Origin of the sequence: Paenibacillus sp. FSL F4-0243, from assembly GCF_037963295.1 — a bacterium.
In the GTDB taxonomy this organism is placed as follows: Bacteria; Bacillota; Bacilli; order Paenibacillales; family Paenibacillaceae; genus Paenibacillus_AQ.
Genome location: NZ_CP150151.1, coordinates 2,240,825 through 2,255,924, shown reverse-complemented (window position 1 = coordinate 2,255,924; position 15,100 = coordinate 2,240,825). Strand labels below are relative to the sequence as shown.

The 15,100-nt window shown below is 43.4% G+C and carries 8 protein-coding genes; 1 reads left to right on the top strand and 7 read right to left on the bottom strand.

Features of this window, described 5'->3' with window-relative positions:
- Window positions 1-43 precede the first annotated feature (43 nt).
- A complete protein-coding gene (locus tag NSS87_RS09850) occupies window positions 44-691 on the bottom strand; it encodes a hypothetical protein (RefSeq protein ID WP_042186601.1) in 648 nt (215 codons plus the stop codon).
- A 128-nt stretch (window positions 692-819) separates the two neighbouring features.
- Complete coding sequence (locus NSS87_RS09845; protein WP_339246651.1) at window positions 820-2,907, bottom strand: alpha/beta hydrolase fold domain-containing protein; 2,088 nt, start codon at window positions 2,905-2,907, stop codon at window positions 820-822.
- A gap of 204 nt (window positions 2,908-3,111) precedes the next feature.
- Between NSS87_RS09845 and NSS87_RS09840 the strand changes: the two genes are divergently transcribed.
- Window positions 3,112-3,477: a VOC family protein gene (locus tag NSS87_RS09840; RefSeq protein ID WP_052404224.1), complete on the top strand. Its 366-nt coding sequence runs from the start codon at window positions 3,112-3,114 to the stop codon at window positions 3,475-3,477.
- Window positions 3,478-3,592: 115 nt separating this feature from the next.
- Here NSS87_RS09840 and NSS87_RS09835 read toward each other — a convergent pair whose 3' ends face one another.
- The 5 genes from NSS87_RS09835 to NSS87_RS09815 form a co-directional block, all read right to left on the bottom strand.
- Entirely contained in the window at window positions 3,593-7,714 is a 4,122-nt protein-coding gene (locus tag NSS87_RS09835; RefSeq protein ID WP_339246648.1) for a beta-N-acetylglucosaminidase domain-containing protein, read from the bottom strand.
- Window positions 7,715-7,733: 19 nt separating this feature from the next.
- Window positions 7,734-8,600: a carbohydrate ABC transporter permease gene (locus NSS87_RS09830; protein ID WP_339246646.1), complete on the bottom strand. Its 867-nt coding sequence runs from the start codon at window positions 8,598-8,600 to the stop codon at window positions 7,734-7,736.
- A gap of 13 nt (window positions 8,601-8,613) precedes the next feature.
- Window positions 8,614-9,510: a sugar ABC transporter permease gene (locus NSS87_RS09825; protein WP_042186594.1), complete on the bottom strand. Its 897-nt coding sequence runs from the start codon at window positions 9,508-9,510 to the stop codon at window positions 8,614-8,616.
- Window positions 9,511-9,596: 86 nt separating this feature from the next.
- On the bottom strand, window positions 9,597-10,970 hold the full coding sequence (locus NSS87_RS09820) for an extracellular solute-binding protein (RefSeq protein WP_339246643.1): 1,374 nt from the start codon (window positions 10,968-10,970) through the stop codon (window positions 9,597-9,599).
- A 211-nt stretch (window positions 10,971-11,181) separates the two neighbouring features.
- Window positions 11,182-15,093, bottom strand: coding sequence for a glycoside hydrolase N-terminal domain-containing protein (locus tag NSS87_RS09815; protein ID WP_339246640.1), 3,912 nt, complete (start codon window positions 15,091-15,093; stop codon window positions 11,182-11,184).
- Window positions 15,094-15,100 lie beyond the last annotated feature (7 nt).

Below are 15,100 nucleotides of genomic sequence, written 5' to 3'. Positions count from 1 at the left end.
GCCGTTTCTTTGTTATATGGATGGCCAAGGCTCAGAGCCTGTTTTACTCCAACCCATGTTCCTTACGGATGTTATACATGCCTTGAACAAGCAGCTCGGAAGGATCCCGATTCAATTGCAAGTGCGTTAACAATAAATGCAGTGGGAACGCACAAACGTTATTCCCATCGCTTATCGCTGGAAATCCAGCCTCGAAAACCGGACCTAGTTTTTCATTCCAAGCTAGTCCAACATGTACATCTTCTGGCGCAAATTCTTCGGTTATTTCTTTAATACATTGCGGAACTAATACATTGTCTATGATCGCTTTAGCTTCTTCTTCACTTGAAGGCGGTTTTGGAAGCGTTTTGCCTCCCTCAATCTTCATCAGATCAACAAAGAATGAAGCCATCCATGCTGCAGGATCCTTACCCGATTGGAATCTTGCAATCAATTCACGCAGAAAAAAGCCACAAGAATAGACATGGTCTAACTCAGACTTTACGTGAAAAACAAAAACCGGGCCGTAGGCCTCCATATTCAACACTTGTCCTTCAACGTCTTGAAAGTGCACTCTCAAAGCTACGAGACCGTTATGATGAACAGCCATCACTAGCTTATTCATATCCTCCTCAGACATTTCTGGATCATTGGTTATTTCCTCGTTCTCGTTTAATGTTTCTTCGTTCTCATTGGTTATCTCATTGGTCATTTTAAATTCCCTCCCGCTCCTATCATACCATCTAGTGAATTGAACTGACACTTTAATAATAGACAAATTCCTACCAGTTGAGGAGAAAATAAAAAAAACGGCATCTCTGCCGCTTATTAAATATCCTCTTAATCCATCAGGTACATATCCCCGAAGGCATTAACATCCTTCGAAGAACCTATGCCACTATTGTATTGCAGCCAGCCTCTACGCCCCTCGCCGTCATTATCATTGACCAGCAGCGAAAACTTAAGCTTCATTCCTTGCTTCACCTGCGTAATGTCATGGCTCAGTTCACGCCAGGGTATGGCTAATTCGTAGCTGGTTGTTGAATCTGAACGACTCACCGCATACTTTAGCTCTAGGACATCATTTATATTGAATCCCCTTGGGGTTAGCCAGCGCCACTTGAGTAAATTCCCTGCATTTCCCCGAGCCACACCTAGTTCATGATACTCCGAGGGTACCGTTTCGTCTGAGTTTGCAATGCCAATCCCAATCTGAATGCTGTCCCCACTCCAAATGGCATCGCCTGATGCCGACTGTTCATGCTTGTCATCTATAACTTCTACCCCTAGATAAAGGTTATCCGCGTCCCAAGCTAAGGAACCGGTCGCACTGATATCCTGCTCACCTCGCCAACCATTGATTTTGATATCCTTCACATCAAAGCGAGCCAGATCACTCCAATCTGATAGGTTACCATCGATTTCAACGGGCTTACTGAGTTTTGGCAACAACAGTGCGTTAAAGGAATCTAACGTCGTCTGCAATAGATTACCTATGTCATTATAAGATTTAAGCGTCCGTTGTCCTCTAGCAAGCTCAGGAATCTCTAACCGCACACTCTTTCCTGATTCTAGATTCTCCACAGTGGCGTTGTAGGTCCCCTGAGTAGAACGTCCTGTTTCATAATCGGCTTCCACTGAACCATTGAAATTGTTCGTAGACTGATTAGTAACATCCATATGAGTTTTTAATTCCTTGGCAGCTTCATCATAAAATGTCTCATATTTCACCGTCAGCGGGTCGATTACGTTAACATTGACAGCGAAGCTCATTGCCGTTTTAGGATCTTCGCCTCGTGAGACAAACAGTGTATCGTTTCCTCGTACCAAGCCTTCCGGAACCTGTATCCGAAGTCTGTCTTCTTCCTCCTGTTCACGAAGTATCCAGCCCTCAGGCAAATCGATGTTCATCGACTCCCTCGCAGGAATGCGATAGGCCTCAGGCAGCTTAATATCAAAGGCATCGCCGGAAGCAATCGAAATTCCGGAATTCTCTGGCAGCTTTGCAAGATCAGAACTATTCATGACATTCCATAGAAAATGTGTTGTCGTCTCCATAATCTCATCGATGTATTTATCATTCTTGTAGTCATGTCCGACACCTTCCATGGTGAGTAGATTATGATACACCCCCTTCTCTTTCAGCTGTTCGGCCAATTTAACACTTTGCTGGTACGGCACCAGTTTGTCTATCGTTCCATGAATGATGAGGACCGGCGGCAGCTTACTGTCCGCACTTTTCGTCAGATCACCGCCATAAATATCAACAATAGAAAATACAGATTTAATGATGGAAGGATCCTGTGATACATATTGATTGACAAAATTTATGGCTAGATGTCCCCCCGCCGAATCACCACCGATAACAATACGGCTTGCATCCATCCCGTAAATCTCTGCGTTATCGTTGATCCATTTAATCACATCGGTTATATCTTCATAAGCGTCATTAAGTGTGCGGCTGAAATTAGTAAATGGATCTTTTTTCAGCCTATAATCAACGGACAATACAGCATATCCTCGCTTCGCCAATCCCGTAGAAAAATCTGCTGCATCGTTCTTATTCCCTTCTGTATAACCACCACCGTGAATGAAAATAAATACAGGCCTCTTCTCGTTATTATCGCCAGACGGCTCGTACAGATCGAGTTTCAGCGGTTCTAGAGCATCTGTCTCATTCTTCTTGCTCGCATACAAAATATCTCCTTTCACTGTAACCTTATAAGCGGGAGTCAAGTACTGAACCGAAATTTGTCCGTTATTGACAGTAACTTTAGCCGCTGATGTACTACTGTCAGTAGTAATCACGTTAGTCACTTCTTTTCCTTCCTTTTCTAAAGCGCTCTTATTCTCTTGGTTATGCAGTAACAACCAGGAACCTAGAACGATTACTAGGATCGTAAGAACGTAAAAAAGCCTACGCATCATTATGACAACCTCCCAGAATGATTTTGGATTTGAAAAAGTAATATAATTCCAATATCATCATTCTAGAATTCAAGGCATCGTTTAACAATTATGTATTCCTTCGTGAATTAGGTTTAATAATACGAACTTTTAGTGAACAAGAAAGCGTATAATTAGGTAGAATCGGCTTTGTCATAGAAATAGATAGAGGAGGACATTACAATCATGAAGTTGAGCATGAATTGGGTAACGCTTAGGGTGCGCGATCTGGAGGCTTCCCTTGATTTTTATAACCGGATTCTGGGGCTTCCCATTGACCGCAGATTTGAGAGTAGAGGAAAACAAATTGTTATGTTAGGCACGGTGGATCAGCCCAAAATCGAGCTTATTCAGGGTAGTGATCCGGCACTGAAGCCGGAATGCGGCGTTTCTGTTGGTTTCGAAGTGGAATCGCTCGACGATGCCATAGCGTATTTGAAAAGCCAAGGTATCCCCGTCGCACGCGGACCGATCACACCAAATCCCCATCTGCGATTCTTATATATACTGGACCCGGACGGCTTCGAGGTACAGTTAGCGGAGCATAGCTAGGCTAGCACTCTTCAAGCAAAAAAAGGAAGTGTCCCAAAAGCCATGAAATGGCTGCGGTGACACTTCCTTTTTTTTGATTATATCTGCTAATTTGTTATGGGTTGAAGGCTACTACTCATTCTGTTATCTTACGAGCTACCAGCGCTAAGTCTTTCAAATCAATCACACCATCTTTATTGATATCGGCACGTTTAGCCTCAGCCCAATCCGGACTGCTGGTATCCTTGCCATAATTAGCAGCGACAATCGCTAAGTCACCGATGGACACTTTGCCATCTTTATTGATGTCACCAGTCATACCAGGCTCCGGCTCTTCTGCTGTTATCTTGAGCTTATGGCTCGACGTGACAGTTTCGCTCTCCTTGCCTTCCGCATCGGCTACGATCACTTTTTCAATCTGAATAGTACTCTCTGTAGCTTCCGCTACTGTCTTAGTACCAAAATCCAAGGATAACAGCTGCAGATTGCCAGTCACAGCATTTCCCGCACCTTCACTCACCACCAGCAGTCGTAGTTTTCCAGGCGTGTGATTAGCAGTTTCAAGCACCTGGATTCCACTACGCAAGGAAGTAGCAGCCTTGAATTCCAACAGCTTAGGATCATAGTTCATGGTTATATCCATCGCATATACAGCATCTGTTACACTTTTTACCCCAAACGCCAGTTGAAAGTCATTACCTCCAGCTACAGTGTCTACCCCAGACAGAACAGAAGTCATCTTACCCGATGGATCAACTTCACCATTCCCGTCTTTTTTAACGGTAATGATCTCGTGGATTTTGGGTTTAATCGAACCCTCCCACTGAATCTTCACTTCAAACACATAACTATACTTGGAGGTATCAAATGTATTATAAGATGAGGACAGGTTACCAACCTTATGCCATCCAATCGCATCTCGAACGGACACCACAGCGTTTGAATTATCCGATGGATTTTGCAAAACTATCACTTCTTTTACCTTCGTATCCTTCGACAACTTATAATTTAAGGAACCCGTATTCCCAGCACCCGGCATATAGAAGGTGGAGAGCTTTTTGTCAACGGACAGCAATGCTTCATTTCCTATGTTTCCAGCAGGTTCAGCCTGGATAGCCGGATTGGAAGTTCCCGGTCTTTCAATCCCTTCATTAACCAAAATTTCATTAAGCGCGAGCCATGCATCATAAGTTTCAGTTGAAATCAATCTTACATAGCGGGCTTGCTTGCCGCCGTCAACTTGAACACGCTTATAACGGTAAGGCACCTCATGCTCAGGGAAATTCAAACTCCGATCATTTGGATTAGTAAACGTATGGATCGTATCCCATGTCTGTCCGTCTAGTGACAGCTGTAAATCTCCCTTACGGAAGAAATCTCCTTCACCGTCTCCAATCACGACAGCTACATTCTGGACATTCACCACACCGCCCATGTCGATCTGAATATACTTCCCTTTCGATTGAATCGAGCCGAACCAAACCTTGTTCTCTAAAGAAGCATTGTACACGTTGTTGATAGAACCTTCATAAATGCTTCCGTAATTATGAGTAATCATAGGTGGAGAGAATTTGTTCAACTTGATCATGAGCCTTGTCAAATCTACAGTGATATTCTCAGTTCCCTTGTTTATGATCCGGAAATAGGCAGCACTAGCAAACGCCCCATTCCCCTCATTAACCTGTTCCCATTCCACACCGTTCTTTGAGGATTCTAACCGAACTTCTCCGTTTGAAGCTTCCAACACCACTTGCGTGATCTCTTCAATGGATTTCAAATTAATCCCAACATATTGGGATGGCTTTAATGTGATTCCGTTCATATTCGATAATTGCACAGAATTATCTGCTACCATAACAGGAGTATCCTTCAACTCTGTCACATCGGTGTAAATGGCTACCTTATCTTTACCTGCATTTACGGAAAACTCGCGAACTGCTGTCCATAAATCAGGCTTACCTCCAGGTATTCCAGCATGAGTCAATCGATATCGAACCATCCTTGCCTCCACATTGAGCCCGGAAGCAGAAATTTTATACCCGGAACGCTCTTCTCCGATTGCAGTCCATTCTTGACCATTCACGGAATACTCAAGAATCCCCCTTTGGAATATATCGTGATCCGCATCATTTCTTCCTTGTGTGATCGCAATTTCTTCCACTTTAATGGTTTTTCCAAAATCAACACCATACCAGTCTCCATTCTGTTGAAGGGTCTGAATATAGACGTTCGTTGCTAAATCTCCGTCTACCATCAGGTTTAATCCTGAAGGAGAACCATAAGAGCTTACAGCTAGAGGTTTAACATATTCCGGGTCCACCAAAGTATAAATCTGAGCATCCAGTTTATTGATGAGCTGCTCAGCAAAAGGAACCAGCCGCTTTGCTCCTGCCTCGACCGTCACATCTGGAGAATTAAGCTTCTCAATTTTGAATGTTTTGGATAAGCTTAATGCGCTTGTGGCCTTAGCCAGTGCTTCCCATGCCTGATCAACATTCTCTTTCTGGATTGCTATCGCAGAGAGAACTGCCGATTTATCGGCAAGAACGACATTCTGCAAGCTATTTAGCCATGGATCAATTTCTTCTTCCATATTTTCATTCGTGTTATTTACTCTAAACGACACGATGGCATCCAATACTAGATCAAATTCTTTAATCAATGTATTCCCCGTCGTTTCTATCGGCTGACCACTTGAGTATTGACTTAAGAATTGCGTAAGCTCAGCTTTGATATTTTCCGATTCACCTACCACAAGTCCATGACCGCTAGGCGATGGGTCACTCATATGATAGGCGATCGTATTAAGCTCAGAGGCAACTTCAGGAGCAATATGCTTAAATGAATCGAGCCAGCTCTCCTCTTGATCAAAATCATCTACATTCCAAGTGTAATCCGCAACCGCGAAGATACCGATCTTAGATAATTCCGCATGCTTCATAGGATTTGACACTACACCTGAAATATTATGTGTACCTGGAATGAGCACTTCTGCTTTACCGAGCAGCAGTCTTGCATCCTTATAGTCATTCACTGGCCAGTTTAACCACATATATGGGTCTCTTCCATGTGCATCTTTGGGCCACTGCATATCTGCTGCATTAACAGAGGCAACAACGCCGTTTCCGGTCCACATTATATCTACATTCTCTGGCACATTTCTCAAGGCTTCAAGATAGGGTCTGCCAGTCGTTCCTGTCCAGCTTTTATTATAATATGGAGGACAATAAATTAATGATTTGACGTCTTTCTTGGACGTTACCCAATTCGCAACATCCGTAATAAGCTTAACATGTTTATCCTTATCCACTAATGATTGTGATGTGCTGATATCATCCATAAATAGTCCAAATTGACGTACGCCTACACTATACAATTGTTCAAGCTTTGCAAGTAAGGTTTGGAGTTCTGCATCATAATTGTTCCAATTAATCATATTGAACCCTGGATGAATTGCCCATACAAACTGCGTCTTGGATTCATGGCCGACATCAACCAGTTCTTTGATCTTGGCAAGCTCAGCTGCAGGATAGGGTGTTCTCCATTGCGCGTTATGGTACTTGTCATCTTTAGGTGCAAAAATATAAGTGTTCATCTTTAGTTCTCCACCAAAACGCATCAAGCTCATTCGATCTTCATGTGACCAAGGTGTGCCGTAAAAGCCTTCGATAAATCCCCGTGAGCGAGTATCAGAGAAATCTTCGATGGTGAGATTACGAACCTGCAGATCAGGAATTTGATCAAAAATCATCTTCAGCGATGCCAGGCCATAATATGCCGCATCCGTATTTTTACCTAATATCGCAATAACACCTTTATTCTGTTGCTTGGTGCTAACGTTAAGAACATAAGCGTCCAGCTCATTGAAGTGATCCGCCTCATAGGGAATATTCTGAGTGAAGTAGTTGTCTACATAGCCTGATGAATTTCTAGTTCCCAAAAAGATATTTGTTTTCCCTGCTACTACAGCTCCTGACTCAGTGACCTGAAGTGATTTGGAATCCAGTATCCTTTGAAGCAGCTTTCTTGTCGGCTGGTCAATCGAATCTTCAATAACAACGTTTACATTTTGTGTAATGGTTAAGGTTGTCTCTTCTTCTGTTTGTTGCTGCGGTAATGGATAGATTTCATAGGATTCCTTTAATTTTGCATCTTTTTGCGGAAGATCAGAAGCTACATCCGCTGCAGCTGCAAAACTGGAGAACAAGCCGGCCACCATCATAAGTGTAATGAAGATACTGAGAATCTTCTTCGGCATTTCCTTAACCCTCCTATAATTAACCTTTCAACGCACCTGCTGTTAACCCACCCGTAATTTGACGTTGATACAACACATACATCACAATGACGGGAATCATAGAAATGGAAAGACCCGCAAACAATGGCCCCCATTCCGTTCTGTACTGCATTTCCCCTTGCATAATGGCTATTCCGACAGGAATGGTGTATTTCGCTGGATCGTTGATCAATACCGTGGCCATGATGTACTCATTCCACACGGTTAAAGCATTCATAATTCCTACTGTGATTAATCCTGGCTTCGATAATGGCAACATGATCTTGAAGAAAACGCCGTATAGTGAAGATCCATCAATTGTTGCGGCTTCTTCAAGCTCACGGGGAAGTGCCTTGAAAAATCCAACCAGAAAGAAGATACCGAATGGAAGGATGCCAATCGTTCCGACAGAATAAACAAGCGTGAGCCCTACTAAGGAGTTGGACAAATTCATATCTCCGAGAAGAAAGAACAACGGTATCAATCCGAGTGTGGTTGGAATCATCATTGAAGCAACGTATACAAAATAAAACAGGCCTCTAGATTTAAAGGTAAACCGAGCTAATATATATGCTGTTGTAGCAGCCATAATAAGCGATAACAGTGTACTAGCCACGGTTACTATAATGGAGTTCAGGAAGTAATCGCCAAAGTTTGCTCTGCTCCACACATTTGAATAGTTTTCAAAACGAAAAATAGATGGGAAATCCCACGGTTTCCCGAGCATAACCTGCTGATTATCCTTTAAGGATGTCAGGAATGTCCAAAGAACAGGATATAAGACTACCAAGCTCCACAAGATGAGGAAAAATCGAACTGCAATTTTTGATATCAGCAGAAGTGGTTTTTTGGCGGGATTATCGTTCAAAGTATTTTCCTCCTTACATTTCAATGGACTCTCGGTGAAGAATGCGCTGCAAAATTAGAGTAGTGATTAAAGATAACAGTAAGATCAGCACCCCGATGGTTGCCCCGTAGCTTAAATGGAACTGTTTGAAGCCCATCTGATACAAATAATAACCGAGCACTTGTGTCTGATTATCCGGGCCACCATCCGTCATCAGCTTAACGATAATAAAGGAGCCGTTCAGTGTTGTGATTACGATGTGAATGATAGAGGTTTTGAATTGCTCCCAAATCAGGGGTAAAGTAATTCGAGTAAACTGTTGCCATTGCCCCGCACCGTCAATACTGGCTGCTTCATATAGCGAGGAAGGAATACCTAGAATAGAAGCGATAATGAGCAGCATATAGAATCCGATACCAGCCCATACACTAGGAGGAAGAAGTGACCACATTGCGAGGTTTGAATCACCTAACCAGTTCGTTTCCACTGGTTTTCCTGTAAATAACGAGATGAATGCATTCAGGAATCCAAGACGGGGATTGTATATAAAACTCCACAATACACCGATAACGGCTACGGAAATGATATTCGGAAAGAAAAACACCACTCGGTAAAAACCGTATTCTTTCAATTTCAAACGGGTCAATGATACTGCGAAAAACGTTGCAAATAACATGATTAAGATGACCTTCCAAAAAATCAAGAAATAATCATTCGAAATGGCTTTTGGTATGATCTCATCCGAGAATAATTGTCTATAATTATCAATACCGATAAAATTCATCGATTCGGAACCGCCTGACCAATCGAAGAAGCTTAAGTACAAGCCTCGAAACAACGGATAAATAGTGAATAAACAAAAGATAGCAAACGTAGGCAGCAAGAAACTCGCAATAAACAAATTACGTTTCCACAATTTATTGTTCTTCATGGGCGTAAGCCATCCTCCCCTTAAATTTGAAAGAACAATCAGAGGCACGTATGTCCTCTGATTGTTTAGAAAGAAGAGTCATGAACTTACTTCCGGATTTTGGCTGCCGCCTTCTCCATACGGTCCATCCATTCTTCTGGTGTAATGGAACCTTGCAGCAATGCAATGGTTGCATCATTCTCAGCCTGCTCAATGTCCGCGGCCAATTTAAATACAGGAGCAACGATCGTGTCACTACCGTTGAAATATTTCATTGCCGTTTTAACAACATCACTTGCGCCTGAAGATTCCAGATCTGCCTTGACGTTCATCAAAGCGCCAGTCAGCTCAGCCCAACGAACTGCGGCTTGTTTCGTAAAGATAAATTCAATAAATGCTTTTGCTGCATCTGGATTTTTAGCCTTCTTTGCAATTGCAATGTTACTAGTGTAAGGAATAGCTACAAATTTACCGCCTGGCTTTTGCATAACGGAAGGAATGAATCCAAATTTGAAGCCTTCTGGAACATCTTTTTTCATTTCATTTTCGAGCCACAAGCCATTAGGAATCATTGCATCTTTATGCTGTAAGAAGAGCATTTGGGAGTCTGTATGACTCATACCGAACGATGCGTTATCGAAATACCCTTTGTCCCTCATATCAACGATCTTTTTCAAGGTATTCGCTACAGCATCATTTTTGAAAGAACCTTCTTTTGCTGCTTCTTGATCCTTCAAGATTTGCGGATTGTCTCCATTCTCAGATACAAAACCTGTATTTAAGAGACCTCCCACGATGTAGTATGGGTATTTACCGGTATGGATGTAAGGATATACGCCATCCGCTTTGATTTTTTCACTTGTGGCGAGGAAGCTATCCCAATCCTTCGGAACATCCCACCCCTTTTCAGTAAACAGGGTTTCATCATAGAAGGTTCCCCATGATCCGAATACGAGTGGAATCGTATAGTTTTTGCCACTGTAGTCTTGTGGAGGTGCGATCAAGTTGCTCGTAAGCGGCTCGCCGTCCACATTTTTCGCATCTTTAACCCAATCTGTAATATCCATCAATTGGTCGTCGAGCACCATTTGCGTTTCGTTCGAGCCTGCTCCATCGATGTATACAACATCTGGCGGATTACCTTGGATCCAGCGGGGCTTCATTTGCTCGTTGATTTGTGAACCTGCGGATTCTTTAATGTTGACATCTGGGTACTTCTTCTTGAATTCACCAATGACTTCTTTCCACCAACCGTCTCCATAACCACCGACAAAGTATTGGATTTCGAGGTCTCCCGCTACTTTCGGCTCTTCAGGCTTGGGCTCGTCTGTCTTCGCTGGCTCAGTCTGCGTCGCAGCTGTTGTTTTCTCAGGAGCTGGAGCTTCAGCCCCATTTGTCCCCCCGCCACATCCTGCCAGAGACAATACAATGGACATCATAACTAGACTTAATGCCGCTTTCTTTTTACCCTTGCTTTTCATTGGCTATCCCCCTCGAATAAACTTGCTCGACTTCTCTAAGCACTTGATTTTACAATTCTGACTGTAATTCCATTAACACTTTTCCATTATATAGGCTATAAAAACGTAACCACATGATCTCTTTTGATGTGGAGTTGATACTTTTTGTCCTATAGAACCTTTTTTGTTTACAAAAGAAGGACACCTGAGTAAAAACTCAGGTGTCCTTCTCTCAATTCAATATTTTTTGAGCAATTGCTGCTAAATCCATAATGTCGATCTTTCCATCATTGTTAAGATCTGCACGCTTAGCCGTCTGCCAATCTGCACTGTTCTGATCTTTACCATAGTGCGAAGCTGCAATCGCCAAGTCACCGATGCTCACTTTACCATCCTCATTTAAGTCTCCGGATTTTATCGGCGGCTGCTCATCTGCCTTAATCTCGACTTCGATGTTTGAAAGATCGGCTTCTGTCTCCAGTCCATTCGCGTCACCAAATACAGCACTGCTTACCTTTATGCTCGCTAACTCAGACTTCGTCACTGGCTTTGCTTTGAAGCTTAGTTCAAGCACCTTGGCATCACCGGTTAGCCCAGTTCCCGTACTAGCCGTGATTAGGCGAATGATTCCGATTGGATCATTCTTTGATTCTAACACCTGTATCCCATCGTTCACCGATTCGCCCGAGATGTACTCTAGAAGATTCTCATCGTACTTCAATCGAATGTCTTGCGCATAGGTCGCATCCGTGACATTGCTAACGCCCATGTCAACTGTAAAGGTCTGACCTTGATTTATCGACTTAGGTCCACTTAAAGTTATTGCAGTAGGTTCATTCCGTTCAACAGGAACATATTCGAAAGCATCAATCATCGCAATGGTATTCGAAGAGGCGTTGTTCTTCGCCCCTTTCACGACAATCTTAATTGTATGTTCCCCTTTGGAGAGATCGGATTGTTGGAATAATACCTGCTGCTTCATCGTCGATGGACCATATCCATCAACACCCTCAGCGACTAGCCCTCCATCGAGATACACATCGAAATGTCCGTGGTTTGCCTGCAAAGCGCTGATAAATTTAATTGATGTTCCTGTAAACGTGAACGACGCTGAAGCCCCTTGCTGATTACTATAGCTTTCTGTGCCCTTGTAATCGCCTGCGTCACTGTAAGGACTCCACGTTCCGGTATATACAATCGACGGATCTTTATCATCTACTTTTATTGGAAGCACTGGTGGCTTTACACTGGATACAATCTTATATTGCTGTCCTTTCACTGTTGGGAATTCAATCAAGTTCCCATTCACCGTGAAGTTGATGGATTCCCCGCTTCCTGCGCGAACGACCTTGAATTTATTGGATTGTACAAATCCAGGGTATTTAACAGAAGCCTTATTACCCTGCTTAGAAGTAAGCAAGGCTTCTTTCAAGATCGTACCTTCCCAGCGCATATCCACTTCAAATCCACCTCTTGCCACAAGTCCTTTAACGTTTCCGGTAGCCCATGCATCTGGTAAAGCAGCTAATAAATCGATACTTCCAGTTTGGCTTTGTAGAAGCATTTCTGCGATTCCTGAAGTTGCTCCGAAGTTACCATCAATTTGGAACGGTGGATGTGTATCGAACAAATTGTCGAGCGTGCTGCCTCTAAGCTGCTCACCTAACAGTTTATGTGCACGGTTACCATCAAGCAGACGTGCCCATAAATTGATCTTATTCGCTTTACTCCACCCCGTTCCACCATCGCCACGAGAATTCAAGGTGACTCTTGCTGCTGCAAATAACTCCGGATTGTTCACTTCATTAATAAGCGTACCTGGATACAAGCCGATCAGATGCGAGATATGGCGGTGCTGATCTGTTGGACTATCGATATCATTCTTCCACTCCTGCACCTGCCCCCAGCTTCCGACCTGCGGCATCCATAGCTTGCTTCGTTTCTCCATGACCTCGTTACGCAGCTGTTCATCCACACCCAAGATTTCACTAGCCTTGATGAACTGTGTGAACAACTCCCAGACTAATTCCTGATCATAAGACACACCGACGGATATATCCCCTTGCTCTGGAGAGTAGGAAGGAGATGATACTAGACTTCCGTCTGAATCTTCGACCAGGTATTTAATCCAGAATTGTGTTGTTTCCTTGATAATGTCATACACTTGGCCTCTTAAAAGATCTTTATCTCCACTAAAAGCATAGTGATCCCACACCTGCTGCACCATGAAGGCGTTAGCAGCCGGTGACCAGCCCCAATAAAAATCAGAGCCTGGCGCAGTATAACCAAATGGGTTGTTGACGGTATGAATCGCCCAGCCTTCCCCTTCAATTCCATGATGTCTTTGGGCTGTTTCCCTACCCGGCTCGCGCAGGGAATCAATATAATCAATGTACGGAATATCGGTTTCCGCTAAGTTAACAACCTCGGAAGGCCAATAATTCATCTGCACATTGATATTCGTATGATAGTCACTGTTCCATGGTGGATTATTTACTTGGTTCCATACCCCTTGTAGGTTAGCAGGCAGTGAGCCTTCCCGGGAGGATGCGATAAGCAAATAACGACCATATTGGAAAAATAATGCCTCCAAGCTTCTTTTCTCTTCGTCACTAGCATTCGTTTTATAACCATTCAAAAGCTCATTCGTAGGAAGATTTGTAGCAACCCCACCAAGTTCAAGTGAGACTCTATCGAACAGTTCCTTATAATCTGTCAAATGGGATGCACGCAACTGATTGAATGATTTAGCGGATGCTGCGTTTAGGTTCGCTTCTACAATTTCTTTTGGCGTCTTGTCACTCTTATACGTAGGATAATTATTGGCATAATCTGTTGCAGCGGTCATCAGGATCGTGACAACACTCGCACCGTTCACAGTAAGTTTCCCATCCTTCGCTGTTACAGTTCCTCCTTCATGCTGTACTTGAAGCTGCGCTTCGTATGCCATCTTATTACTGGGTACCTTTCCACTTAACGTCAGTTTATTTCCTTCCCCCTTCACCGTATTGGACGGCTGAGCTCCAGTAAGGCGAACATCGAAGGTCATCGGCTGATGCTCATCCGTTGTCAGTCTCAACACCATGACCTTATCCGGATAACTGATGAAATACTCACGCTTGAATTTTACATTGCCCGAAGTATAGGACACTCTTGCCATGGCATCATTAAGATTCAATTCACGCCGATAATCAGAGTACGTCTGAGCACCGCTGTTACCCGATGCGCTTGTCATCTCCATCTCGGACAATTGAATTTTCGTTCCACCCTTGCTTACAAGATCGAATTTATAGAATTTATAAGCTGTAGCATTGGAAAAAGTATATGATTTCTTCTGTTTGCGGCTTGCAAACTCTTCATTGGATCTGTTATCTAGCGGGGTCCACTGCTGCCCGTCATTCGAGCCTTTCAGCGTCCAGCTCTTCGGATCCCGATCAGGCACATCATTCCCTGAAGTGAACGAATAGCCGGTAATTACCTTAGCCTCTTCATATGCCCACTGCACCCAAAAAGGTGGTGCTCCATCACCTGAATACCATTTCGTATTTACCGAACCATCGGTTAAATTGGAAATAGGCTCGCCGTATTGTGGATTATCCGAGCTCGCTGTTACCGTATACGCTGACTGACGGTTAAAATCTAAGAACACGTCACCAAATGCTTGATACGCCCCGAAAGAACTATCACCAGCACCCATAACACCAGTAATCTTCCCTACAAGAGCCTTAGCTTCATTAATTTTCCCTTCTTTTAGAAGCTGTCTTATGGTCTCAACATGTTGCTGAGCACCGTCTTTAATACCATATTGATAATTTGAATCTGCTCCAGGCCCACCGCTCCACAGTGTCTTTTCATTAAATTGAATTCGCTCCTGCTCAACACCACCAAATACCATGCCACCCATATAACCATTTCCGATAGGGAGCGCCTGCGTCTCCCAGTTCGTGGCCGGTGCTTGATACCATAATGACAAATCCTGATCTGCCGCAGGCGCAGTTTCAGCTGCCGACTGAACATCTGCATACACTTTTGGACCTAAGACACCATTAGACGGAAGTATGCTGATAAGTAGCTGCGAGCAAGCGATCCATACAGATAGTAGAATTGCAGTCTTTCTGACTAATCTACTTTTACCGATTGGCATGCGTTGA